Source organism: Nocardioides scoriae, assembly GCF_900104965.1.
In the GTDB taxonomy this organism is placed as follows: domain Bacteria; phylum Actinomycetota; class Actinomycetes; order Propionibacteriales; family Nocardioidaceae; genus Marmoricola; species Marmoricola scoriae.
In genome coordinates this window covers 2279141-2301672 of record NZ_LT629757.1, presented here as the reverse complement: position 1 = coordinate 2301672, position 22532 = coordinate 2279141, and the positions used below count along the sequence as shown (strand labels likewise).

The 22532-nt window shown below is 70.5% G+C and carries 17 protein-coding genes; 14 read left to right on the top strand and 3 right to left on the bottom strand.

All coding sequences use genetic code 11. The features are described 5' to 3' along the window. Positions 1-2: 2 nt before the first annotated feature. The 3 genes from BLU55_RS11040 to BLU55_RS11030 all read right to left on the bottom strand — a co-directional run bounded on the left by BLU55_RS11040 (position 3) and on the right by BLU55_RS11030 (position 5528). Entirely contained in the window at positions 3-2126 is a 2124-nt protein-coding gene (locus BLU55_RS11040) for a GNAT family N-acetyltransferase (protein WP_091729561.1), read from the bottom strand. Beyond that, entirely contained in the window at positions 2123-3325 is a 1203-nt protein-coding gene (locus BLU55_RS11035) for a glycosyltransferase (RefSeq protein WP_091729559.1), read from the bottom strand. The genes BLU55_RS11040 and BLU55_RS11035 overlap by 4 nt, the downstream gene beginning before the upstream one ends. 106 nt (positions 3326-3431) lie before the next feature. Then, entirely contained in the window at positions 3432-5528 is a 2097-nt protein-coding gene (locus BLU55_RS11030) for a glycosyl hydrolase family 18 protein (protein ID WP_091729556.1), read from the bottom strand. A gap of 377 nt (positions 5529-5905) precedes the next feature. On the opposite strand from BLU55_RS11030, the gene rplJ reads away from it, so the two are divergent. From rplJ to rpoB, 14 genes are all read left to right on the top strand, one after another. Next, entirely contained in the window at positions 5906-6571 is a 666-nt protein-coding gene (gene rplJ / locus BLU55_RS11025; RefSeq protein ID WP_091729553.1) for a 50S ribosomal protein L10, read from the top strand. A 48-nt stretch (positions 6572-6619) separates the two neighbouring features. After that, positions 6620-7009 (top strand): 50S ribosomal protein L7/L12, encoded by a 390-nt coding sequence (rplL, locus tag BLU55_RS11020; RefSeq protein ID WP_091729551.1) that lies wholly within the window; start codon positions 6620-6622, stop codon positions 7007-7009. 341 nt (positions 7010-7350) lie between these two features. Beyond that, the gene (locus tag BLU55_RS11015; RefSeq protein ID WP_091729548.1) at positions 7351-8304 is read left to right on the top strand and encodes an ABC transporter ATP-binding protein; all 954 of its coding nucleotides are present in this window, start codon (positions 7351-7353) and stop codon (positions 8302-8304) included. A gap of 7 nt (positions 8305-8311) precedes the next feature. Beyond that, positions 8312-9097 carry an MlaE family ABC transporter permease gene (locus BLU55_RS11010; RefSeq protein ID WP_091729545.1) on the top strand — a complete coding sequence of 262 codons (786 nt, stop codon included), beginning with the start codon at positions 8312-8314 and terminating at the stop codon, positions 9095-9097. Between the two features lie 5 nt (positions 9098-9102). After that, positions 9103-9930 (top strand): MlaE family ABC transporter permease, encoded by an 828-nt coding sequence (locus tag BLU55_RS11005; RefSeq protein ID WP_091729541.1) that lies wholly within the window; start codon positions 9103-9105, stop codon positions 9928-9930. A gap of 4 nt (positions 9931-9934) precedes the next feature. Continuing rightward, the gene (locus BLU55_RS11000) at positions 9935-11266 is read left to right on the top strand and encodes an MCE family protein (RefSeq protein ID WP_091729538.1); all 1332 of its coding nucleotides are present in this window, start codon (positions 9935-9937) and stop codon (positions 11264-11266) included. After that, on the top strand, positions 11263-12309 hold the full coding sequence (locus BLU55_RS10995; RefSeq protein WP_091729534.1) for an MCE family protein: 1047 nt from the start codon (positions 11263-11265) through the stop codon (positions 12307-12309). Before BLU55_RS11000 ends, BLU55_RS10995 begins: the two co-directional genes overlap by 4 nt. Beyond that, positions 12306-13286 (top strand): MCE family protein, encoded by a 981-nt coding sequence (locus BLU55_RS10990; protein WP_091729532.1) that lies wholly within the window; start codon positions 12306-12308, stop codon positions 13284-13286. The genes BLU55_RS10995 and BLU55_RS10990 overlap by 4 nt, the downstream gene beginning before the upstream one ends. Further along, positions 13283-14467: an MCE family protein gene (locus tag BLU55_RS10985; protein WP_091729529.1), complete on the top strand. Its 1185-nt coding sequence runs from the start codon at positions 13283-13285 to the stop codon at positions 14465-14467. The genes BLU55_RS10990 and BLU55_RS10985 overlap by 4 nt, the downstream gene beginning before the upstream one ends. After that, entirely contained in the window at positions 14464-16074 is a 1611-nt protein-coding gene (locus BLU55_RS10980) for an MCE family protein (RefSeq protein WP_172833902.1), read from the top strand. Before BLU55_RS10985 ends, BLU55_RS10980 begins: the two co-directional genes overlap by 4 nt. Further along, entirely contained in the window at positions 16071-17354 is a 1284-nt protein-coding gene (locus tag BLU55_RS10975; protein WP_091729523.1) for an MCE family protein, read from the top strand. The genes BLU55_RS10980 and BLU55_RS10975 overlap by 4 nt, the downstream gene beginning before the upstream one ends. 15 nt (positions 17355-17369) lie before the next feature. Then, positions 17370-17903: a hypothetical protein gene (locus tag BLU55_RS10970; protein ID WP_157682827.1), complete on the top strand. Its 534-nt coding sequence runs from the start codon at positions 17370-17372 to the stop codon at positions 17901-17903. A 10-nt stretch (positions 17904-17913) separates the two neighbouring features. Next, positions 17914-18756: a J domain-containing protein gene (locus tag BLU55_RS10965; protein ID WP_091729517.1), complete on the top strand. Its 843-nt coding sequence runs from the start codon at positions 17914-17916 to the stop codon at positions 18754-18756. Positions 18757-19001: 245 nt separating this feature from the next. Then, a complete protein-coding gene (gene rpoB, locus BLU55_RS10960) occupies positions 19002-22502 on the top strand; it encodes a DNA-directed RNA polymerase subunit beta (RefSeq protein ID WP_197680958.1) in 3501 nt (1166 codons plus the stop codon). The last annotated feature ends 30 nt before the right edge of the window (positions 22503-22532 follow it).

The following is a 22532-nucleotide window of genomic DNA, read 5'->3' as shown; positions in this document are numbered from 1 at the left end:
GGTCACGCCGACTGCTCGCCCGCGGCCTCGGTCCGCTCCTTGAGCCATGCCCGCGTCTGCTCCGCCAGCTCGGCCCAGCCCTCGGAGGGCTGGAAGGCGCCGGTCTCGAGGTGGGCGATGAGGTCCTGCGGCGGCTGGTGCAGGGTGCGACGGTGCGAGGGCCGGCGCAGGCCCCGGGTGCCCAGAGCCGTGCGCACCACGCCGCGGGTGACGTGGCGGGCCCACTGGTCGGGGGCGTGGTGGCCGAACGGCACCAGGTCGCGTCGCAGCCGGCGGGCGGTGAAGGGGTAGCGGCCGGCCAGGGTGAGGAAGGTGGTGTGGTCGAAGGCGCCACCGGTGTAGGTCATCAGCATGAGCAGCCGGGCGTCCTCCTGCAGCGCCGCCCGGCGTACGCCGAAGCTGCTGGTGGTGCTCACGGCCGGCACCCAGTCGTCGACCGGGAACTTGTCGTCGCGCTGCCGCAGCTCGCCGAGGTAGAGGGAGAAGTAGTCGACCTCGGGACGCTCCTGCGCCACCCGCACCAGCTCGGCGAAGGCCTCGGGACGGTAGAGGTAGTCGTCCTCGGCGAACCAGACGAGGTCGTCGGGGCCGTGGTCGCGGGAGCGGGCGAGACGGACCGCGGCGTTCCAGGAGGCCCGGTTGCTGCCGAACTCGCCCTGCACCACCTCGCCCGCGCCGGCCATCAGCCGCTCGCGAGCCGCCGGGAGCGGCCCGTCGTTGAGGAAGACCAGCTCGGCGGTCGGCGCCACCTGCTCGGCGGCACGCACCAGGGACGCCAGGCAGGTCGTCTTGTCGTAGAAGTCGGGCCGGTTCTTGAGGTTCTCGCTGCCGTGGGAGCGGAGGAAGACCCGCAGCCGACCGGGGGTCGGGGGAGCGACGACCAGCGGGGGCACCGGCGAGGTCTGGGCGGGCGCCGTCGTGGTCTCGACCCGGGCCGGTGCCGCGTGGGCGGTCGACACGGACACCGCGTGGTTGACCTGGCTCAGCGCCTGGCCGGCCGCGAAGGCGGAGTACTTCCAGCGCAGCGACGGACCTCCGCTGCCGTAGGCGAAGTCGTGGTGGGTGTCGATCTGCTCGCTCCAGCGGAGCTTGGCGACGTTGGGCCCGGGGGAGAAGTTGACCCACCGGGCCCCCGACTCGGCTGCCTCGCGCACCAGGTGCTCCTGCAGGTAGGTCACCGGCGAGAGCGCCCAGACCGACGGGTCGACGCCCGAGGAGTGGAAGTAGGTGACGCCGGGGGCGCGCAGGGCGAGCTGCACCGCGACCACCTCGTCGTCGACGTGGAGCTCGAGCAGGGTCGCCCGGCCGCGGGCACCGAGCCGGGGGAGCAGGTCGCGCAGGAACGCCTGGCGCGCGGGGCTGGCGTAGGCGTCGGCGTGCTGGACGCTGGCGCCGTGCGCGGAGCGGCGGTGGTGCAGGTCGAGCAGCCGCTCGACGGCGTGGACGTCGAGGTCCTCGGTGCGCGGGACGACCGTCCAGGTGCGGCCGTCCTTGGCGATCCGGTTGCGCGAGCGGCGCAGGCTCTCCTTGAGGTTGCGCTTGAAGCCCGCGCGGGTCGCCTCCCACCCGGCGTCGACGGGCAGCACGACCGAGGCGCGCACCATCTGGCTGCGGTAGAACGCCACGGGCTGACCCGTGCTGTAGGACCACTCGGGCTCGAACCAGCCGGCCCCGGTGGGGATGGCGATCTCGGACCAGTCCACGCCCTCGCCCTCGGGGACGCTGATGGTCTCCTCGACCACGGCCCGGACGACCTCGCGGGCCAGGCCGGGGGCGGTCAGGACCTGGGGCGACTCGAGGACCGACCCGCCCTGGCCGGCGCCGGCCAGGGTCAGCCGGTGGGCCACGCCGGCCGGCCCGAGGGCCACCCGGTCGCGGTAGAACGGCGCCACGCCGACGAGCTCGTCGCCGCGCCACACGGTCAGCAGGTGCCGCTGGCTCGGCCGGGTGAAGTGGGTGTACCAGGTCTCGACCCACTCCGGCGCGCAGAACGGGTTGGCCAGCGCGTCCTGGGCCTCGAACAGCCGGTCCCACGCGGCGCGGCCGGCCCCGGCGAGCCGGTCGAGGTCGTCGAGCACGACGTGGATCCGCTGGCCCGGGCGGCCACCGGCGGTCGGGCCGCTCACGACAGCTCCTTCTCGAGGCGCGCGAGGTTGGTGGCGGGGTCGAGCAGGTCGGCGACGTGGCGTCGGGCGGCGGCGCCCATCGCCTCGGCCCGGTCGGGGTCCTGGAGCAGGCCGACCAGCGCCTCGGCGTACGACTCGGGGCGGTCCTGGACGCTGACCAGCGGGCCGTCGGTCAGGCCGAGGCCCTGGGCGCCCAGCGTCGTGGTCACCACGGGGACACCGGCCTGCAGGTAGTCGACGAGCTTGATGTTGACCCCCGAGCCGGACACGGCGGGGTTCACCGCCACCCGGGCCCCGCTGAGGAACGGGGCGAGGTCGGGCACGTCGGCGTGGAGCTCCACGCCGGGCTCCGCGTCGAGCCGGGTGACGAGCGCCGGCGCGGGGTGGCGGCCCACCACGTCGAGCACGGCGTCGGGCACCTGCCGGCGCACCTGGGGCCAGACCCGCTCGAGCAGCCAGTCCAGGGCGGTGGTGTTGGTCTCGACGTCGAGCGCCCCGAGGAACACCACCCGCGGCTCGGGTCCGGGCGTGCGGGGGAGCACCAGCTTGGAGGCGTCGTGGGCGAAGGGGGGCACGTGCACCGCCCGACCGCCCCGGTCGCGACGCACCTGCGCGTCGGTCGCCGAGATGTCGGCCATGGTGCGCAGCCAGTCGGCCTGCTCGAGCCGGCGCTCGTCGCGGTCGATGCGGCGGGCCTCGAGGTGCATCACCAGGCGGCGCACGCCGGTGCTCCCGGTGGCCAGGCTGCGGTGGTAGGGCCCCTCGAGGTTGTGCTGCCGGAGCACGGCCGGCACCTCGAGACCGAGGGCGAGGGCCTCGCCGATGCGCCAGGACTTGTAGGAGAAGCACACGACGCCGGTCGCCTGCGGCGCGACCTGGCGCACCCGGCCCACCAGGCCGGGGCGGGCCGGCCGCGAGGACACGACGTACGGCGTGACGGGGTGGGCCGCCAGCCACGGGCGCTCGCGCCGCCGGGTGACCACGAGCGGGGTCTCCCCGAGGACGGCGCGGTAGGCGGCGACGTCGAGCGTCTCCGAGGACGGCACCACCAGGGCGGCCAGACGACCGCCGGCGACGGCGGCCTCGACGAACCCGAGGTGCTCGCGCTCGCCGCCGCCGCGGGCGGGCAGGAAGGGTGAGTCGGCGACGACCACCCAGGCGTGCTCGGCGATGACTGTTCCCCCTCGTACGACGGTCATGTCGGCACCTCGATGCTACTCGCGCGCCGACGCCGGCGGGGCGTCCTCGCCAGGTCCGCGACCTGGTGGGTCCCCGCCGGCGCCGGTCGCCGCGGTGTGGTGGTGACTAGCCCTTGAGCAGGCCGCTCAGGGTGCTGGCCCAGTCGGCGGTGCCGGCCCGGCCGGCCTCCCACAGGTAGCCGCCGCGGAGGTTGGGGTACTTCGCCTTGATGTAGGTCACCGCGGCGACGCACTCGGCGACGGTCCAGTAGACGTCCGCGGTGCCGACCATCATGCCGACGGCGATCTTGCTCTGCGGGATCCCCATGCTCACGGCCTGGTTGATGCGGCCCATGGCGGCCTCCTTGGAGACCACGGCGTCGTAGAACTGCTGGCCGATCATGTCGAGCGCGTTGTTGGCCTGCAGCTGCACGGCGATGGCGAGGTACTCGTTGATGTTGGAGCCGTTGGGCGCCAGGGTGATCGCGAAGTCCTGGCCCCGCAGGGTCTTGAGCCGCTTGGAGATCCACACGACGTCGGCGGCCGCCATCGGGGTGGAGCCCTCGATGTCCCAGTCGATGCCGTCGAGGGGGAGCTTGGCGTTGAGGCTCATGACGCCCTGGACGAAGGCCTCGCGGTTGGCCAGGTTGACGTGGCCGCCGGCTCCGCCGACCGAGGCGACGATCCGGACCCCGCGGGCCCGCAGCGCCTTGGCGTCGGCGATGAAGCTGGCCTCGCTCTGCGAGCCCCAGCCGACCAGCGACGGCGGGTCGCCCTGGAGGAAGGACAGGTTGACGACGTTGACGTCCGAGGGGATGTTGCGCAGCATCGGCGAGCCCGAGTTGGACCACATCATCAGGTAGAGCGCCTGCACCTTGCTGGGCAGCGGCATCGGGTCCGTGCTGCTGGTGCCCGTGCTCGGCGTCGTGGGTGCGGGGGTCGGCGTCGGGGTCGGAGTGGGCGTGGGGGTGGGCGTCGGGGTCGGGGTGGAGACCGAGCCGCTGCCGGAGGTGACGGTGCCGCCGACCTGGGCCGCCGCCCGGAGCCACTCGCCGGCCGCGCCGTGGCCCGACAGGACGTAGCCGCCCGAGGGGACCGGCGTGGCCGCGCTGATGTTGTTGACCTGCCGGTCGATCACCGAGGTGATCCTGCCACCGACCACGCCGACCTCGACGCCCCACATGTTGGTCGGGGTCTGCGTCAGGGGGGAGGTGTAGGCCACCAGGGCGTCCACGCCGCGGTCGATGTTGACGCCGCTGACGGGGTAGCTGGACGAGCCGATGGCGGCCCGGGTGCCGGCGGCCGGCACGGCGGGCGCGGTGGGCGTCGGGGTGGGGGTCGGGGTCGGGGTGGGCGTGGGGGTCGGCGTCGGGGTCGGGGTGACCACGTCGGGGACGGTGACCTGGTAGCCGACGGTGCCACCGACCTTGGCCCGGGCCCGCAGCCAGTCGCCGGCGCTGCCGTGGGCGGAGAGCACGTAGCCGCCGGTGGGGACCCGGGTGCCGCTGGTGACCTGCTTGACCTGGCGGTCGACGATCGAGGTGATCTTGCCGCCCACCACCGTCAGCTCGACGCCCCACATGTTGGTCGTGGTGACCGTGACGGGCGCGGTGTAGGCGACGACCTGGTCGACGCCGCGGGGGACGTTGATGCCCGAGAGCTTCCAGGTGCCGTTGCCCACGACCACGGGGGCGCCGACGGTGGGGGTGGCGGTGGCGACGACGCGGCCGCCGGTGCCGACCTGGCCGCCGGTGGCGGCGGTGGAGGTGACGGCGACGCCCGGCTTGGCGTGGGCGCGCAGCCAGGCGGCGGAGGAGCCGAGCCCGGAGACGACGAAGCCACCGGCGGGCACGGCGGTCCGACCTGCCCGACGGCCGTGGTGGCGCTTGACCGAGACGACCTTGCCGTCCTGGACGACGACGTCCACGCCGCGCTTGGTCTTGTGGGTGGTGGAGCGCGGGGCCGAGTAGACGACCAGCTTGCCGACCTTGCGGGCCACGTTGGTGCCCGCGACCGACCGCGTGGCGCCACCGATGGTGAGCGTGGCCGACCGAGCGGCGCTGGCCGCGGCGGTGGCGACGCTGCTGGTGGGGGTTGCCGGGGCGGCGGCGGCGGGAGCGGTGGCCAGGGTCGAGGCGAGGAGCGTCGAGCTCACCAGCAGGGCGACCGTGGAGCTGACCTGGGCCAGGCGGGACTGGTGGCGGAGCGGGCGGGGGAGTGACATCGTGAACCTCGTTCGTGGGCGATTGTGGTTACGCACAGAACGTTATGGGCTAAATGTCCGATTTGGTCAGTTTTCCCGACTGGTCTAGTGATCCTTGGCCCGGTCCGCGATTTGGCCGCACGGCGAGCAGCGACGTACAGTCCTCCGCGTAGCCGAAGACCGCCGGTCGGCCACTCCCCGGAGTGGCTCGAAAGGTCCGCGATGCGGGCGACCTGCGCAGGTGACACCGAGTTGACCGACGCGATCGCGTCGCCCGCCCTGTGCACCTGCACGGGGCGTTCTGCATGTGTGGCCCTTCCGGCCCTCGGCTCGGGGACCCGGTCAACCCGGCCGGATCCTCCGCACGCACCAGTGCACCGAAGTGTGGAAGGAGACCCATGGCGCGGCCAGACAAGGCAGCAGCCGTCGCGGAGATCGTCGACTCGTTCAACGACTCCACGGGCGCTGTGCTGACCGAGTACCGCGGTCTCACCGTGAAGCAGCTGCAGGACCTGCGGCGAGTTCTCGGCGAGAACGCCCACTATGCCGTGGTCAAGAACACGCTGACCAAGATCGCCGCCGGCCAGGCGGGCGTCGAGGGATTCGACGACCTCCTGACCGGTCCGACCGCCATCGCCTTCATCAACGGCGACGTGGTCGACGCGGCCAAGGGTCTGCGTGACTTTGCCAAGGCCAACCCCGCCCTGATCATCAAGGGCGGCTACATCGACGGCGCCACCGTGGACGCTGCCGGGATCGCCAAGCTGGCCGATCTCGAGTCCCGCGAGGTGCTGCTGGGCAAGATGGCGGGCGCCATGCTCGCCTCGCTCAGCCAGGCCGTCTACCTCCTCAACGCCCCGCTCGCCCAGGCTGCCCGGCTCGCCGGCGCCCTGGAGGCGAAGGCGCAGGAGGACCCCTCCATCCTCAAGGGCGGTGCCGGCGAGCCGGCCGCCGCGGCCGAGGACACCGCAGCGGACGAGGCCCCCGTGGCCGAGCCCGCTGCAGCCGACGACGCGCCCGCGTCCGAGGAGACCACCGAGGCCACCGAGAGCACCCAGGCCTGACATCCCGGTTGCGGCGCGAGCCGCACCACCACTGAAAGGAACGCCACCATGGCGAAGCTCAGCACCGACGAGCTGCTCGACGCTTTCAAGGAGATGACCCTCCTGGAGCTCAGCGAGTTCGTGAAGCAGTTCGAGGAGACCTTCGGCGTCACCGCCGCCGCCCCCGTCGCCGTTGCCGCTGCCGGCGCCGGTGCCGGTGCCGGCGCTGCCGAGGCCGTCGAGGAGCAGGACGAGTTCGACGTCGTCCTCGAGTCCGCTGGCGAGAAGAAGATCAACGTCATCAAGGAGGTGCGCGCCCTCACGAGCCTCGGCCTGAAGGAGGCCAAGGACCTCGTCGAGTCCGCCCCCAAGGCCGTCCTCGAGAAGGTCAACAAGGAGGCCGCGGAGAAGGCCAAGGAGTCCCTCGAGGGCGCCGGCGCCACCGTCACCCTCAAGTGATCCCGGTCGGCTCGCGCCGACGCTGATCGCCTGCACCACCCGAACGCCCCGGACCGTCTGGTCCGGGGCGTTCGTCGTGCCCGGGAACCCGTCGGTCGGGGTGGCGCATGGGACCGTCCGGGAGGGGAACTCCTGGTGCACGGTCGTAGGCCGACCGTGTCCGTCCTGTTTTGAGACGAGTGCCCGATCCACCTGACGCCGCCGCAATGCTGCCGTAACTTAGCGGCGGGCTACTCGTTGGTACGCGCAGCAGAGGGGGGCTGAGCGTGCCTCCAGGTCGAGAGGGACCTGGACGCAGTCATGCAACGCGTGGAACACCAGCGACGAGGGAGGCGGACGGCGTGGGCGTCGAGATCGCGATCAAGGACCTGACCAAGAGCTTCGGCAGCCAGCTGATCTGGGGCGACGTGACGCTGACCGTCCCCGCGGGCGAGATCTGCGTGATGCTGGGTCCCTCCGGGACCGGCAAGTCCGTGCTGCTCAAGACGATCATCGGTCTGCTCAAGCCCGACCGCGGCAGCGTGGTCATCGAGGGCGTCGACATCGCCTCCTGCCCCGAGCGCGAGCTCTACGAGATCCGCAAGCTGTTCGGGGTGCTGTTCCAGGACGGCGCCATGTTCGGCTCGATGAACCTCTACGACAACATCGCCTTCCCGCTGCGCGAGCACACCAAGAAGTCCGAGTCCGAGATCCGCAACATCGTGATGGAGAAGCTCGACCTCACGGGTCTCCTCGGCACCGAGACCAAGCTGCCCGGCGAGATCTCCGGCGGCATGCGCAAGCGCGCCGGCCTGGCCCGTGCGCTGGTCCTCGACCCGGAGATCGTGCTGTTCGACGAGCCCGACTCGGGCCTCGACCCGGTCCGCACGTCGTTCCTCAACCAGCTCATCGTCGACCTCAACGCCCAGATCGACGCGACGTTCCTCATCGTCACCCACGACATCAACACCGCGCGCACGGTGCCGGACAACATCGGCCTGCTCTACCACAAGCACCTGGCCATGTTCGGTCCCCGCGAGATGCTGCTGTCCTCGGAGGAGCCGGTCGTGCGCCAGTTCCTCAACGCCCAGGTCGTCGGACCCATCGGCATGTCGGAGGAGAAGGACGCCGACGAGCTCGAGGCCGAGAAGGACATGGACCTGCCGCCGCTGCCCCCCATCCCGCTGCAGCTCGAGCCCTCCAACGGCCAGCCCCGACGCAGCCAGCGCGACCCGGGTGCCTGGTGCAAGGAGAACGGCATCACGCCGCCGCCCGGCTCGTTCGACGAGAACATGACCATGACGACTGGCGCGTGAGCCGCTGATGGCCACCCTCACCTCGAGCCGCCTGCTGAAGCCGATCGGCACGTCGGGCAAGCTCTTCGCCTTCGCGCTCGACACCTTCCGGCAGCTCTTCCGGCGCCCGTTCCAGACCCGCGAGTTCATCCAGCAGGCCTGGTTCCTGGCCTCGGTGACGATCGTGCCGACGGCCCTGGTCGCCATCCCGTTCGGTGCGGTCATCGCGCTGCAGGTCGGCGGCCTCATCAAGCAGTTCGGCGCACAGTCGTTCACCGGGTCCGCCTCGGTGCTGGCGGTCGTGCAGCAGGCGGCGCCCATCGGCACGGCGCTGCTGATCGCCGGTGCGGGCGGCTCGGCGATCGCGGCCGACCTCGGAGCGCGCAAGATCCGCGAGGAGCTCGACGCCATGATGGTGCTCGGCATCGACCCGATCCAGCGCCTCGTCGTGCCCCGCGTGCTCGCCTGCATGATGGTGGCGGTCTTCCTCAACGGCATGGTGAGCGTGGTCGGCGTCGCAGGCGGCTACGTGTTCAACGTCGGTCTGCAGGGCGGTACGCCGGGCGCCTACCTGGCCAGCTTCACCGCCCTCGCCCAGCTGCCCGACCTGTGGGTGGGCCTGTTCAAGGCCCTGCTCTTCGGCATGCTCGCGGCGGTCGTCGCGGCGTACAAGGGCGTCAACGCCAACGGCGGCCCCAAGGGCGTCGGTGACGCGGTCAACGAGTCGGTGGTCATCACCTTCGTGCTGCTGTTCATCGTCAACTTCGTGGTGAGCGCCATCTACCTCCAGATCATCCCCCCGAAGACAGGCTGAGGACGATGGCGAACCTCAAGAGCGTCTACGAGCGGCCGCTGTCCTCCATCGACCGGATGGGGGAGGAGCTGGCGTTCTACCTGCGCGCCCTGCGCGCCACCCCGCGGTCGGTGACGCGCTACCCCAAGGAGATCCTGCGGCTGCTGGCCGAGGTCACCCTCGGATCGGGCGCCCTGGCCGTCATCGGCGGCACGGTCGGCGTCATCCTGGCCATGACCTTCTTCACCGGGGCCCAGGTGGGCCTGTCGGGCTACGCCGCGCTCGACCAGATCGGCACCGCACCGTTCGCGGGGTTCGTCTCGGCGTACTTCAACACCCGCGAGATCGCCCCGCTCGTGGCCGGCATCGCACTGGCCGCCACCGTCGGCTGCGGCTTCACCGCCCAGCTGGGCGCCATGCGCATCTCCGAGGAGGTCGACGCCCTCGAGGTGATGGCGATCCCCTCGATGCCGTTCCTCGTCACCACGCGCATCGTCGCGGGCCTGGTCGCGATCATCCCGCTCTACGTCGTGGGCCTGATGTCCTCCTACGTCGCCACCCGCCTGACGGTGACGCTGTTCTACGGGCAGAGCCCGGGCACCTACGACCACTACTTCAACCTGTTCCTCCCACCGGGCGACGTGCTGTGGTCCTTCGGCAAGGTCCTGGTGTTCTCGGTCGTGGTGATCCTCATCCACTGCTACCACGGCTACACCGCCGGCGGCGGCCCCGCGGGCGTGGGCGTCGCGGTCGGCCGCGCGGTCCGCACCTCGATCGTGGCGGTCAACGTGATCGACCTGTTCCTGTCCATGGCGATCTGGGGATCTGCCGCCACCGTCCGGTTGGCGGGGTGACGACGTGACCAAGCACCTCATGAACCACCGCTTCCTCGGCCTCGTGTTCATCGGCCTGCTCGTGCTGGCCGTGTGGCTGGTGAGCGCGATCTTCGGGCAGAAGTTCACCGACTTCGACCGGGTCTCGCTCACGACCAACAGCGCCGGCCTGCAGCTGCCCGACAAGGCGGACGTCAAGGTCCGCGGCGTCATCGTCGGCCAGGTCACCAAGATGGACTCCGTCGGGAAGGGCGCGACGATCGAGCTCGGCATCAAGCCCGACTCGATCAAGCAGATCCCCGACAACGTGACGGCCGCGATCCTGCCCAAGACCCTGTTCGGCGAGAAGTACGTCGAGCTCGACATCCCCTCGAAGCCCGCGTCGACCCCTCTCGCGGCGGGGGACGAGATCACGCAGACGAAGCTGCCCATCGAGGTGGAGAAGGTCCTCAACGACCTCTACCCGCTGCTGCGCGCGGTGCAGCCGGCCGAGCTGAACTACACCCTGAACGCCCTCGCCGACGCCCTCGACGGGCGCGGCGAGAAGCTCGGCGAGACCCTGGTGACGCTCGACGACTACCTGACCCGGATGAACCCCCAGCTGCCGGCCCTGGTCGAGGACCTGAAGCTGCTGGCGACGGTGACCGACACCTACGCCGACGTCTTCCCGCAGCTGGCCGAGACCCTGCGCAACACCACCAAGACCGGCAACACCCTGGTGTCCAAGGAGGCCAAGCTCAACGCCTTCCTCAAGGACCTGACGTCGTTCTCGGACACCACGACCGGGTTCCTCAACGACAACGGCAACAACCTGATCCGGCTCAGCCAGCTGAGCGAGCCGATCGTGGCCCTGCTCGCGCGCTACTCCTCGACGTACCCCTGCATGCTGCGCGGCATCGTCGACCAGGCGCCGCGGCTGGCCTCGACCTTCCGCGGCTTCATCTTCCACATCGACCTGCAGCTGCTGCCCAAGCAGCCGCGCGGCTACACCGCGGGCGACACCCAGGTCTACGGCGCCTCCAACGCCCCCAACTGCGCCGGGCTGCCGAACCCGCCGATCCCCTACCCGAAGTTCCCCAACATCGACGACGGCGTGAACGGCATCGGCAAGGGCGGTCAGCGGACCTCGCCGGGCTTCGGTGTCACGTCCGCGACCCCCCGTGATGCCTCGGTGGGCCAGGTGGGCCGGGCCGACCGCTCCTCCATCAGCGTCGGTCCCTCGGGGACCCCCTCGCAGAAGGCGCTGATCAACTCGCTGCTGGCGCCCTCGCTGGGGATGCCGGTCGACGAGATGTCCGACATCACCGCCGCGCTGTTCGCGCCGGCCATGGCCGGGACGAAGGTGAGCATCGGATGAGCATCCTCGACAAGAAGACCAGCGGCGACCTGGTCAAGCTGATGATCTTCATCCTCGTGACCTCGCTGGCCACGGGCGTGCTGGTGGTCCTCATCGGCAACTTCACCTTCGAGTCCACGCGGACCTACAAGGCCCAGTTCTCCGACGCGACCGGCGTGGTCAAGGGCGACGACATCCGGATCGCCGGCGTCAAGGTCGGCAGCGTCAAGGACGTGCGCATCGTCGACCGCGAGCGCGCCGAGGTGACCTTCGGGGTCGCCCGGAGCTCGGTGGTCACCAAGAGCAGCACGGCCACGATCCGCTACCGCAACCTCGTCGGCCAGCGCTACATCGCGCTGACGCAGGGCGTGGGCGACCTCGACCGGCTGCCCGAGGACGCCACCATCCCGATGGACCGGACCAAGCCGGCCCTCGACCTGACGGTGCTCTTCAACGGCTTCAAGCCGCTGTTCGCGGCGCTCTCGCCCGCCGACATCAACAAGCTCTCGGCCGAGGTCATCTCGGTCTTCCAGGGGGAGGGCGGCACGCTCACCTCGCTGCTGCAGAGCACCGCGTCGCTGACCAACACGCTGGCCGACCGCGACAAGGTGATCGGCGAGGTCATCGACAACCTCAACGCCGTGCTGGCCACGCTGGCCGGGCGCGACAAGCAGCTCAACGAGCTGATCACCGACTTCCAGCGGCTGATGTCGGGCCTGGTGCAGGACCGCGGCGCCATCCTCGGCTCGCTCGACTCCGTATCGGCGCTGGCCGACGAGACCTCCAGCCTGGTGATCGGCATCCGGCCCTCGCTGGTGCGCGACGTCAAGGGCCTGCGCAAGGTGGCGGCCAACCTCAACCAGGGTCGCGGCGAGATCGACCGCGCGCTGCAGGTGCTGCCGATCAAGCTGAACAAGATCGGTCGCACCGCGATCTACGGCTCGTTCTTCAACTTCTACCTGTGCCAGTTCCAGGGCAACGTGAAGGTGGGCAACGCCCTCACCGTCCCGATCAAGTACGACACGAGCACGTTCAGCAAGGACGCGAGGTGTGAGCTCGGATGAGCGTTCCCTTCCGCGAGCGGAACCCCGTGGTGATCGGCGCGATCAGCATCGCCGTCCTGGCCGCCCTGCTCCTCGGGGCCTTCAAGGCCGGCTCGCTGCCCCTCATCGGCGGCGGCGACACCTACCGGGCCGCCTTCAACGACGCCAGCGGTCTCAAGCCGGGCGACGAGGTCCGGATCGCCGGTGTCCGGGTCGGCAAGGTCGACGCCATCGAGCTCGACGGCAACCAGGTCGTCGCCAAGTTCAAGGTCGACACCCCGTCGAAGTTCGGTCGCGAGACCGGCGCCCAGATCAAGATCAAGACGCTGCTCGGTGACATGTACCTCGCCCTCGAGCCCGAGGGATCGGGCCAGCTGGCCGAGGACGCGCTGATCCCCCGCAGCCGCACCCAGTCGGCGTTCGACGTCGTCTCGGCGTTCGAGGGCCTCGCGGGCAAGGCCGAGGACATCGACGTCGACCAGCTCGGCAAGTCGTTCGACACCCTGGCCGAGCTGACCGACAACACCCCGGCCGCCTTCCAGGGCACGCTGCGAGGGCTGTCCCGGCTCTCGGAGACGGTCGCGAGCCGCAACGACCAGATCGGCGAGCTGCTGCGCAACCTCGACACGGTCTCGGGCACGCTCGCGAACCGCGACGAGGACCTGGTCTCCCTGATGAAGGACAGCGACGTCCTGCTGCGGGCGCTGGTGGCGCGCCGCGAGGCCGTGCACACCCTGCTGGTCTCCACCAACCGGCTCTCCCTCGAGCTGACCGCGCTGGTGCGCCAGACCCGCTCGGACCTCAAGCCGGCCCTCGACAACCTCAAGGGCGTCGTGGACACGCTGCTGAAGAACCAGAACAACCTCGACGAGAGCCTGCGGCTGCTCGAGCCCTTCTACCGCGTCTTCGCCAACACGCTCGGGTCCGGCCCGTGGTTCGACGTCTACATCGAGAACCTCCCGCCCGCCCCCGCCCTGCCGACGGGAGGCCAGGGATGAAGTCCCTCGCGAAGCTGAACCCCGTCATCGGCGTGGTCCTGGTCGTGGCCCTGCTGGCCGCCCTGCTCGCGGTCTTCTGGCCCGGCGGCGAGAAGCGCTACGTCACGGCCGACTTCCCGCGCACGGTCTCGCTCTACAAGGGCTCCGACGTGAAGATCCTCGGCGTGCCGGTGGGCAAGGTCGAGGAGGTCACGCCCGTGGGCACGGCCGTCCGCGTCAAGCTCAGCTACGACAGCAAGTACAAGCTGCCCGCCGACGCCAAGGCGGCCGTCATCGCGCCCTCGATCGTGGGCGACCGCTTCGTCCAGATGACCCCGGCGTACGACGGCGGGGACGTCCTTCCCGACAACGCCGAGCTGGGCGTCGACCGGACGGCCACGCCGCTCGAGCTCGACGAGATCTTCAGCAGCCTCAACCAGCTCAACATCGCGCTGGGCCCCGACCAGGCCAACAAGCCGGTCGACGGCGGGGTCGGCCCGCTGACCCGCCTGCTCGACGCCACCGCGCGCAACCTCGGTGGGCAGGGCGTGGAGCTCAACCGCACCCTCAAGAACGTCGGCGCCCTGACCCAGACGCTGGCCGACAACAAGGACGAGCTGTTCGGCTCGCTGAGCCAGGTGCAGGACTTCACCAGCACGCTGGCGCGCAACGACGACACCGTGCGCCGGTTCAACGACTCGCTGGCCAGCGGCGCCGAGCTGCTGGCGGGGGAGCGGCAGGAGCTCGCGGCCGTGCTGCGCAACCTGTCGGTCGCGATGCAGGAGATCCGTGGGTTCATCCGCGAGAACAAGGCCTCGCTGAGCCAGAACATCTCCGGCCTCAACCGCGTCACCAAGACCATCGTCAAGCGCCGCGACGCGCTGGACAAGACGCTGCAGTACGCCCCCGCCGCGCTGAACAACCTGTTCCTGGCCGGCAACACCGACACCGGGACGCTCGACGTGCGCGACAACCTCGGCCAGCTGTTCACCAACCTCGGCACCGACCCGCTGACGACCGTGTGCAGCCTGGTCAGCGCCGCCGACCAGAACAAGGCCTGCCTGTCGATCCGCGACGCCCTCCAGGGCGCGCTGCCCGCGGTCCCGGCCGGACGCGCCGCTCCCGGCTCCCCCGCGCAGGCCACCTACGAGCGCGAGCCCGTCGACCGGTCCCTCGGTGGACTCCTGGAGGTGCAGCCGTGAGCCCGAGCTCCCGTCCCGTGCTGCGGCGCCGCCTCGCCGGCGGGCTGTCCTCCCTCGTCGCCGGCGCGCTGCTGCTCTCCGGCTGCTCGGTGTACGACGCGCCGCTGCCCGGCGGCCCCGACACCGGGGACAACCCGATCGAGGTCACCGCCCGGTTCCGCGACGTGCTGGACCTCGTGCCCCAGTCGACGGTCAAGATCGACGACGTCAGCGTCGGCAAGGTGACCGCCGTCAAGCTCAAGGGCTACGTCGCGGTGGTGACCCTCAAGCTGCCCGCCGACGTGAAGCTGCCTGACAACGCGACCGCGCAGATCCGCCAGACCAGCCTGCTGGGGGAGAAGTTCGTCTCGCTGTCCCCGCCGCAGTCGCCGAGCGGCGGCCGGCTCTCCGACGGCGACGTCATCGGCCTGGACCGCACCGGACGCAACCCCGAGGTCGAGGAGGTCTTCAGCGCCCTCGCGCTGCTGCTCAACGGCGGTGGCGTGGGCCAGCTGAAGACCATCGTCTCCGAGCTCAACAACACCTTCGACGGCCGCGAGGCCGACGTCCGCTCGCTGCTCACGCAGATGGACACCTTCGTGGGCCAGCTCGACGAGAACAAGGCCTCCATCGTCGCGGCGATCGAGAACACCAACCGGCTGGCCGCCTCCGCGCGCCAGCAGGACCAGACGATCAAGAACGCCCTGGACGACGTCCCCGACGCGCTGCGCTCGATCAACCGGCAGCGGGCCGACCTGGTGCGGCTGCTCAAGGCGCTGACCCGCCTGTCCGACGTCGGGGTGCGGGTCATCAAGGCCTCCAAGCAGTCCACGATCAACACGCTGCGCGACCTCGGCCCGGTGCTGGACCAGTTCGCCGCGGCCGGTCAGGACCTCCCCAAGGCGCTGCAGGTCTTCCTGACCTACCCCTTCGTCGACGAGGCCGTCGGTCGTGACCCCCAGGTGGCCCGCAACCTGCACATGGGCGACTACACCAACCTCGCGGTCAACCTCGACCTCGACGTGCTCGACCTGCCCAACCTGCCGACGCTGCCGGGCCTGCCCACCGAGGTGTGCGACGCGCTGGCTGCGATCCGCGCGGCGACCGAGGCCAACGTCCGCGAGGCCGCCACCCGCGCGGTCAACGCCCTCCCGGACAACCCGCTCATCACCGCCCAGGAGCGCGAGAAGCTGCGCGACGCGCTGGTCGACCGGCTGCTGAAGAACGCCCTCGACACCGCGGAGCGCAACTGCGAGGAGGTCAGCCTCAACGACCTGCTCGACTCGGCCACCACGGTGCTCCCGACGCTGCTCGACGTGCTCGACATCCTCACGCCCGACCAGGTCAAGCAGCTGCTCAGCGGTGCCCTCGGCCCCGTCGGCGGCGCGCTGGACGGCCTGCTCACCGGGTCCGGCGGCTCCGGTGGTGGCTCCACCTCCGGTGGCTCCGGCTCCGGCTCCGGCGGTTCGGGCGGTGGCGGCCTGCTGGGCCTGCCGCGCGCCCCGCTCAACGAGCGCTTCACCACGTCCGGTGCGCCGGAGCCGATCGACCCGTTCGGGCTCGCCCGGCTCGGGCTGGACCCGGGCATCGGCACGATGCTCCTGCAGGGGGTGGCGGAGGACCGATGATCACCGCACGCACGAAGCGACAGCTGCTCATCTTCGCCATCCTCACGCTCGTGGGGGTCACCTACGTCGGTGCCCGCTACGCCCGCCTGGACCGGCTGTTCTACGACGACACCTACACGGTGACCGCCCACTTCGCCCAGTCCGGCGGCATCTTCACCGACGCCGAGGTCACCTACCGCGGCGTGCAGGTCGGGCGGGTGCAGGACATGAAGCTCACCGACAAGGGCGTCGACGTCGTCCTGGGCGTCTCCAAGGACCACGACGACATCCCGCGCGACAGCCTGGCGCTGGTCGGCAACAAGTCGGCGGTCGGCGAGCAGTACGTCGAGCTGCAGCCGCAGAGCGACGAGAAGCCCTACCTCACCAACGGCTCGGAGATCGACACCCCCGAGACGGCCGTCCCGGTGTCCACCACCGAGCTGCTGACCAACCTCGACAACCTGGTCCAGTCGGTGCCCCAGTCCGACCTGCGCACCGTGGTGGCCGAGGCCGGTGCCGCCTTCCAGGGGACCGGACCCGACCTGGCCCGCATCATCGACACGTCGAGCTCGTTCATCGAGACGGCCAACGAGAACTTCGAGACCACCACCAAGCTGATCCGCGACGGCCGGATCGTCCTGCAGACGCAGGTCGACAAGGGGTCGGCCATCCGCAGCTTCTCCCGCGACCTGGCGCTGTTCAGCGGGACCCTGGCCGACAACGACGCCAACCTGCGCCGCCTCATCGACGAGGGCTCGGCCACGGCCAACGAGCTGCGCACCTTCCTCGAGAAGAACCGCGTCGACCTGGGCGAGCTGGTCAACCAGCTCGTCACCACCAACGAGGTCGTCGTCAAGCACCTCGACGGCATCCGGCAGATCCTCGTCGTCTACCCCTACGTCGTGGCCGGCGGCTACACCGTGGCGGCGCCCAACGGCGACGGCGACTTCGACGCCCGGTTCGGGCTGGTCCTGCAGCAGCAGAGCCCCGTGTGCAACGCCGGCTACAACACCCCCAAGCGCACCCCGCAGCAGCGCGAGGACCTGCCGATGAACACCGAGGCCGGCTGCACCGACGGGAGCAGGAACCTCCGCGGCGCGGAGAAGTCCCCCGCCGGCCGCGCCGGGGCGGCGTACCGCTCACCCGTGGCGACGTACGATGCCGGCACCGGCGACGTGACCTGGACCGACGAGGCCACCCAGGGTCGGGTCGCCTACGACGGCGGTGCCGCGGCTCTGTTCGGTGACGACTCATGGAAGTGGACGCTGCTCCAGCCGTCGCTGCCCGACGACCAGCAGTAGACCCAGGAGTAGATGGTGCCCACGGCTCGACCCTCGCGGCTGCGCGCTGCGCTGACCTCCCTGCTCGCCGTCCTGCTGGTGGTGGGCGTGGTCGGTGCCGGCTACCTCGTCTACCGCATGGAGCACCTCACCGACCGTCCGTTCGACCCGGTGTCGTCGGGGTCGCGGGTCCCCGACGCCGCCCAGCGCAGCGAGGTGACCGCGGTCGCCGAGCAGTTCGCGCTGCGGATGGACACCGTCGACGGCAGCGACTTCGACTCCTACGTCAAGGGCATCAACCAGATGCTCACCACCAAGGCCAGGGCGCGCAACACCGAGACCTTCACCGCGCTGCAGAAGACCTACGAGGCCGCGAAGGTCAAGGGCAAGGGCAAGGTGCTGCTGTCGGGCGTCTCCGACATCGACAGCGACTCCGCGACCGTGCTCGTCGCGCACGACGCGTCGGTCACCACGACCCAGGGCGACATCGAGCACCACTACCGGTGGTCGGTCTCGCTGGTGGAGGTCGACGGCCGCTGGCTGGTCGACGACTTCACCCCGGTCAACTAGGAGCCCTGCCGTGAGCACCCCCCGCACCCCCACCTGGTACGACGTCCTCGGCGTCTCCCGCGAGGCCAGCCGCGACGAGGTCCGAGCGGCCTGGCGCCGGGCGACCGACACCCACGAGCCCGGCACGCCGCAGTTCCGGACCTACAACGACGCGGCCGACGTGCTGCTCGACCCCGAGCGTCGGGCGGCGTACGACGCCTCGCTCCCGGCCGACGAGCCCGAGCCCGCCCCCGAGCCCACCCTCGGGTCCGACCCGTCCGCCGGCGCAGCGACCGGGGCGGGCCCCGAGGCCGCGGCGGCCACGCGCCCCGCCGACGACGAGCCGGCGGCGCCCGGGGGAGTGGTGCGCGCGCTGGGACGGGTCTCGACCCTGGTCCTCGCGGTCCTGCTCGTGCTCGTGCTCGGCGCCTTCGGGGTGGCGGCCTGGGCCGGCACCGAGATCGCCCAGCAGCAGCGCGTCGACGACGCCCGGGTCGAGGCGCCGGCAGCGGCGGAGGCGGCGGCCAAGGCCCTGCTGTCCTACGACTACCGCACGCTCCCGGCCGACCGGCAGCGGGCGTCGCGCTACCTCACCGGTGGCTTCGAGCGGGAGTACCTGAAGAACTTCCAGCTGCTCGAGAAGCAGGAGGACGGGACCGCGGGGGCGGCCGTGCAGACCAAGGCGGTCGTCAAGGCCACCGTCACCGGCACCGGGGTGATCGACGCCGACAGCGACCGCGCGCGGGTGCTGGTGTTCGTCAACCAGGTCTCGGAGAAGCAGGGCCAGGACCCGCAGATCTTCCAGAACCGGGTGGCGATGTCGATGCGCGACGTCGACGGCCGCTGGCTGGTCAGCGACCTCAAGAGCTACTGACCGCGAATCCTCCCCAACGCGGCCCCCAGGGGGTAGCGTGTCGCCACCGAGGCGCTCCGGCGCGACGGTGGTCGGGTCCCCCGGCGTCGATCTGGCGCCGCGAGAGGCACCCGGGCTTGTGAGTGCCTTGACCACTGTTGTAGCCTGACTCTTTGCGCCCTCTCTCATATGCTTCCTGCCTGCCCGGTGGCCAGGTTTGTGGGGGGATGGAGCGCCACCACACGTGTGCCTCGGAAGGACCCCTCTTGGCCGCCTCGCGCAGCAAGAACAGCACCAACTCCCCCCGCCGCATCTCGTTCGCGAAGATCGCCGAACCCCTCGAGGTCCCGCAGCTGCTCGCGCTGCAGACCGACAGCTTCGACTGGCTCGTGGGCAACGAGAAGTGGGAGCAGCGCGTCGCCGAGCGTCGCGCCAACGGCGAGGAGGTCTCGCAGAAGTCGGGCCTCCACGAGATCTTCGAGGAGATCTCCCCGATCGAGGACTTCTCCGAGACGATGTCGCTCTCGTTCGAGAACCCCGTCTTCCTCGACCCCAAGTACACCGAGGAGGAGTGCAAGGAGAAGGACTTCACCTACTCCCGCCCCCTCTACGTCTCCGCCGAGTTCACCAACGGCGAGACCGGTGAGATCAAGGGTCAGACCGTCTTCATGGGCGACTTCCCGATGATGACCCGCAAGGGCACCTTCATCATCAACGGCACCGAGCGGGTCGTGGTCTCGCAGCTGGTCCGCTCGCCCGGCGTCTACTTCGAGCGCACGGCCGACAAGACCTCCGACAAGGACATCTTCACCTCCAAGGTGATCCCGTCGCGCGGTGCCTGGCTCGAGTTCGAGATCGACAAGCGCGACCTGGTCGGCGTCCGCCTCGACCGCAAGCGCAAGCAGAACGTCACGGTGCTGCTCAAGGCCCTCGGCTGGACCAACGAGCAGATCCGCGAGGAGTTCGGCCAGTACGAGTCGATGATGCTCACCCTCGAGAAGGACAACACCGAGGGCCAGGACGACGCGCTGCTCGACATCTACCGCAAGCTGCGCCCGGGCGAGCCGCCCACGCGCGAGGCTGCGCAGACGCTGCTGCAGAACTACTACTTCAACCCCAAGCGCTACGACCTGGCCAAGGTCGGTCGCTACAAGATCAACAAGAAGCTCGGCACCCACCAGGCGTTCGACCAGCAGACGCTGACCGTCGACGACATCGTGGCCACGATCCGCTACATCGTGGAGCTGCACGCCGAGAAGGACACGCTGGTCGACGCGCAGGGCAACGAGCTCACCAACCTCAACGGCGACACGATCGAGGTCCGCAAGGACGACATCGACCACTTCGGCAACCGCCGGATGCGCACCGTGGGCGAGCTCATCCAGAACCAGCTCCGCACGGGCCTGGCCCGCATGGAGCGCGTGGTCCGCGAGCGGATGACGACCCAGGACGTCGAGGCCATCACGCCGCAGTCCCTGATCAACATCCGCCCCGTGGTCGCGGCGCTGAAGGAGTTCTTCGGCACCTCGCAGCTCTCGCAGTTCATGGACCAGACCAACCCGATCGCCGGTCTGACCCACAAGCGCCGGCTCTCCGCGCTCGGCCCGGGCGGCATCTCGCGCGACCGCGCGCAGATGGACGTCCGCGACGTGCACCAGTCGCACTACGGCCGGATGTGCCCGATCGAGACCCCCGAGGGTCCCAACATCGGCCTGATCGGCTCGCTGGCCTCCTACGGCCGGATCAACCCGTTCGGCTTCGTCGAGACCCCCTACCGGGTGGTCGTCGACGGTCAGGTGACCGACGAGATCCACCACCTCACCGCCGACGAGGAGGAGTCCAAGGTCATCGCGCAGGCCAACGCCCGCATCGACGACGAGGGCAACTTCGTCGACGAGCGCGTGCTGGTCCGCACCCGCGGTGGCGAGGCCGTCGACATCCCGCGCACCGAGGTCGACTACATGGACGTCTCGCCGCGCCAGATGGTGTCGGTGGCGACCGCGCTGATCCCGTTCCTCGAGCACGACGACGCCAACCGCGCGCTCATGGGCGCCAACATGCAGCGCCAGGCGGTGCCGCTCATCAAGAGCGACGCCCCGCTGGTGGGCACCGGCATGGAGTACCGCGCGGCCGTCGACGCGGGTGACGTGGTCACCTCCGACGTCGCCGGCGTGGTCAAGTCGGTCTCGGCCGACGAGGTCGTGATCTTCACCGACGAGGGCGGCGACAAGTCGCACCGCCTGCTGAAGTTCACCCGCTCCAACCAGGGCACCTGCATCAACCAGCGCCCGCTGGTCTCCGAGGGCGACCGGGTCGAGGTCGGCTCGCCGATCGCCGACGGCCCGTGCACCGACGACGGCGAGATGGCGCTGGGCACCAACCTGCTCGTCGCCTTCATGCCGTGGCAGGGCCACAACTACGAGGACGCGATCATCCTCTCCCAGCGCCTGGTGCAGGAGGACGTCCTCACCTCGATCCACATCGAGGAGCACGAGGTCGACGCCCGCGACACCAAGCTGGGCCCCGAGGAGATCACGCGGGACATCCCCAACGTCTCCGACGACGTGCTGGCCGACCTCGACGAGCGCGGCATCATCCGCGTCGGCGCCGAGGTCACCACCGGTGACATCCTCGTCGGCAAGGTCACGCCCAAGGGCGAGACCGAGCTGACCCCCGAGGAGCGCCTGCTCCGCGCGATCTTCGGCGAGAAGGCGCGCGAGGTGCGCGACACCTCGATGAAGGTGCCCCACGGCGAGTCCGGCACGGTCATCGGCGTCCGCGAGTTCAACCGCGAGGACGGCGACGAGCTGCCCCCGGGCGTGAACCAGCTGGTCCGCGTCTACGTGGCGCAGAAGCGCAAGATCTCGGTGGGCGACAAGCTCGCCGGTCGCCACGGCAACAAGGGCGTCATCGCCAAGATCCTGCCGATCGAGGACATGCCGTTCATGGAGGACGGCACCCCGGTCGACGTGATCCTCAACCCGCTGGGCGTCCCGCGACGGATGAACATCGGCCAGATCCTCGAGCTGCACCTGGGCTGGCTGGCCAAGCAGGGCTGGGACCTCGACCTGTCGGGCGAGGACCAGTCGGCCGACTGGAAGCAGCGGCTGATCAAGATCCACGCCGACAAGGCGGAGGCGGACACCAACGTGGCCACCCCGGTCTTCGACGGTGCGCGCGAGGACGAGATCGTCGGCCTGCTCGGCTCGAGCATCCCCAACCGCGACGGCGTGCGGATGGTCGGCGAGAGCGGCAAGGCGAGCCTGTTCGACGGCCGCTCGGGAGAGCCCTTCCCGGACCCGGTCTCGGTCGGCTACATGTACATCCTCAAGCTCCACCACCTGGTCGACGACAAGATCCACGCGCGTTCGACCGGTCCCTACTCGATGATCACGCAGCAGCCCCTGGGTGGTAAGGCCCAGTTCGGTGGCCAGCGGTTCGGCGAGATGGAGGTCTGGGCGATGGAGGCGTACGGCGCGGCCTACGCCCTCCAGGAGCTGCTCACCATCAAGTCCGACGACGTGCCTGGTCGCGTCAAGGTCTACGAGGCGATCGTGAAGGGCGAGAACATCCCCGACTCGGGCATCCCCGAGTCGTTCAAGGTGCTCGTCAAGGAGATGCAGTCGCTCTGCCTCAACGTCGAGGTGCTGTCGCAGGACGGCACCGCGATCGAGATGCGCGACGCGGAGGAGGACGTCTTCCGCGCCGCCGAGGAGCTCGGCATCGACCTGTCCCGTCGCGAGCCCAGCTCGGTCGAAGAGGTCTGAGGTCGCGGGTGGCGTGTCCCCGGACACGCC

Excerpts from the sequence above, each read along its gene's own strand:
- rplL (WP_091729551.1), top strand. The coding sequence starts at position 6,620 with ATGGCGAAGCTCAGCACCGACGAGCTGCTCGACGCTTTCAAGGAGATG.
- BLU55_RS10985 (WP_091729529.1), top strand. The coding sequence starts at position 13,283 with ATGAAGTCCCTCGCGAAGCTGAACCCCGTCATCGGCGTGGTCCTGGTC.
- BLU55_RS11030 (WP_091729556.1), bottom strand. The coding sequence starts at position 5,528 with ATGTCACTCCCCCGCCCGCTCCGCCACCAGTCCCGCCTGGCCCAGGTC.
- BLU55_RS10990 (WP_091729532.1), top strand. The coding sequence starts at position 12,306 with ATGAGCGTTCCCTTCCGCGAGCGGAACCCCGTGGTGATCGGCGCGATC.
- rplJ (WP_091729553.1), top strand. The coding sequence starts at position 5,906 with ATGGCGCGGCCAGACAAGGCAGCAGCCGTCGCGGAGATCGTCGACTCG.
- BLU55_RS11010 (WP_091729545.1), top strand. The coding sequence starts at position 8,312 with ATGGCCACCCTCACCTCGAGCCGCCTGCTGAAGCCGATCGGCACGTCG.
- BLU55_RS11035 (WP_091729559.1), bottom strand. The coding sequence starts at position 3,325 with ATGACCGTCGTACGAGGGGGAACAGTCATCGCCGAGCACGCCTGGGTG.
- BLU55_RS10995 (WP_091729534.1), top strand. The coding sequence starts at position 11,263 with ATGAGCATCCTCGACAAGAAGACCAGCGGCGACCTGGTCAAGCTGATG.
- BLU55_RS10975 (WP_091729523.1), top strand. The coding sequence starts at position 16,071 with ATGATCACCGCACGCACGAAGCGACAGCTGCTCATCTTCGCCATCCTC.
- BLU55_RS11005 (WP_091729541.1), top strand. The coding sequence starts at position 9,103 with ATGGCGAACCTCAAGAGCGTCTACGAGCGGCCGCTGTCCTCCATCGAC.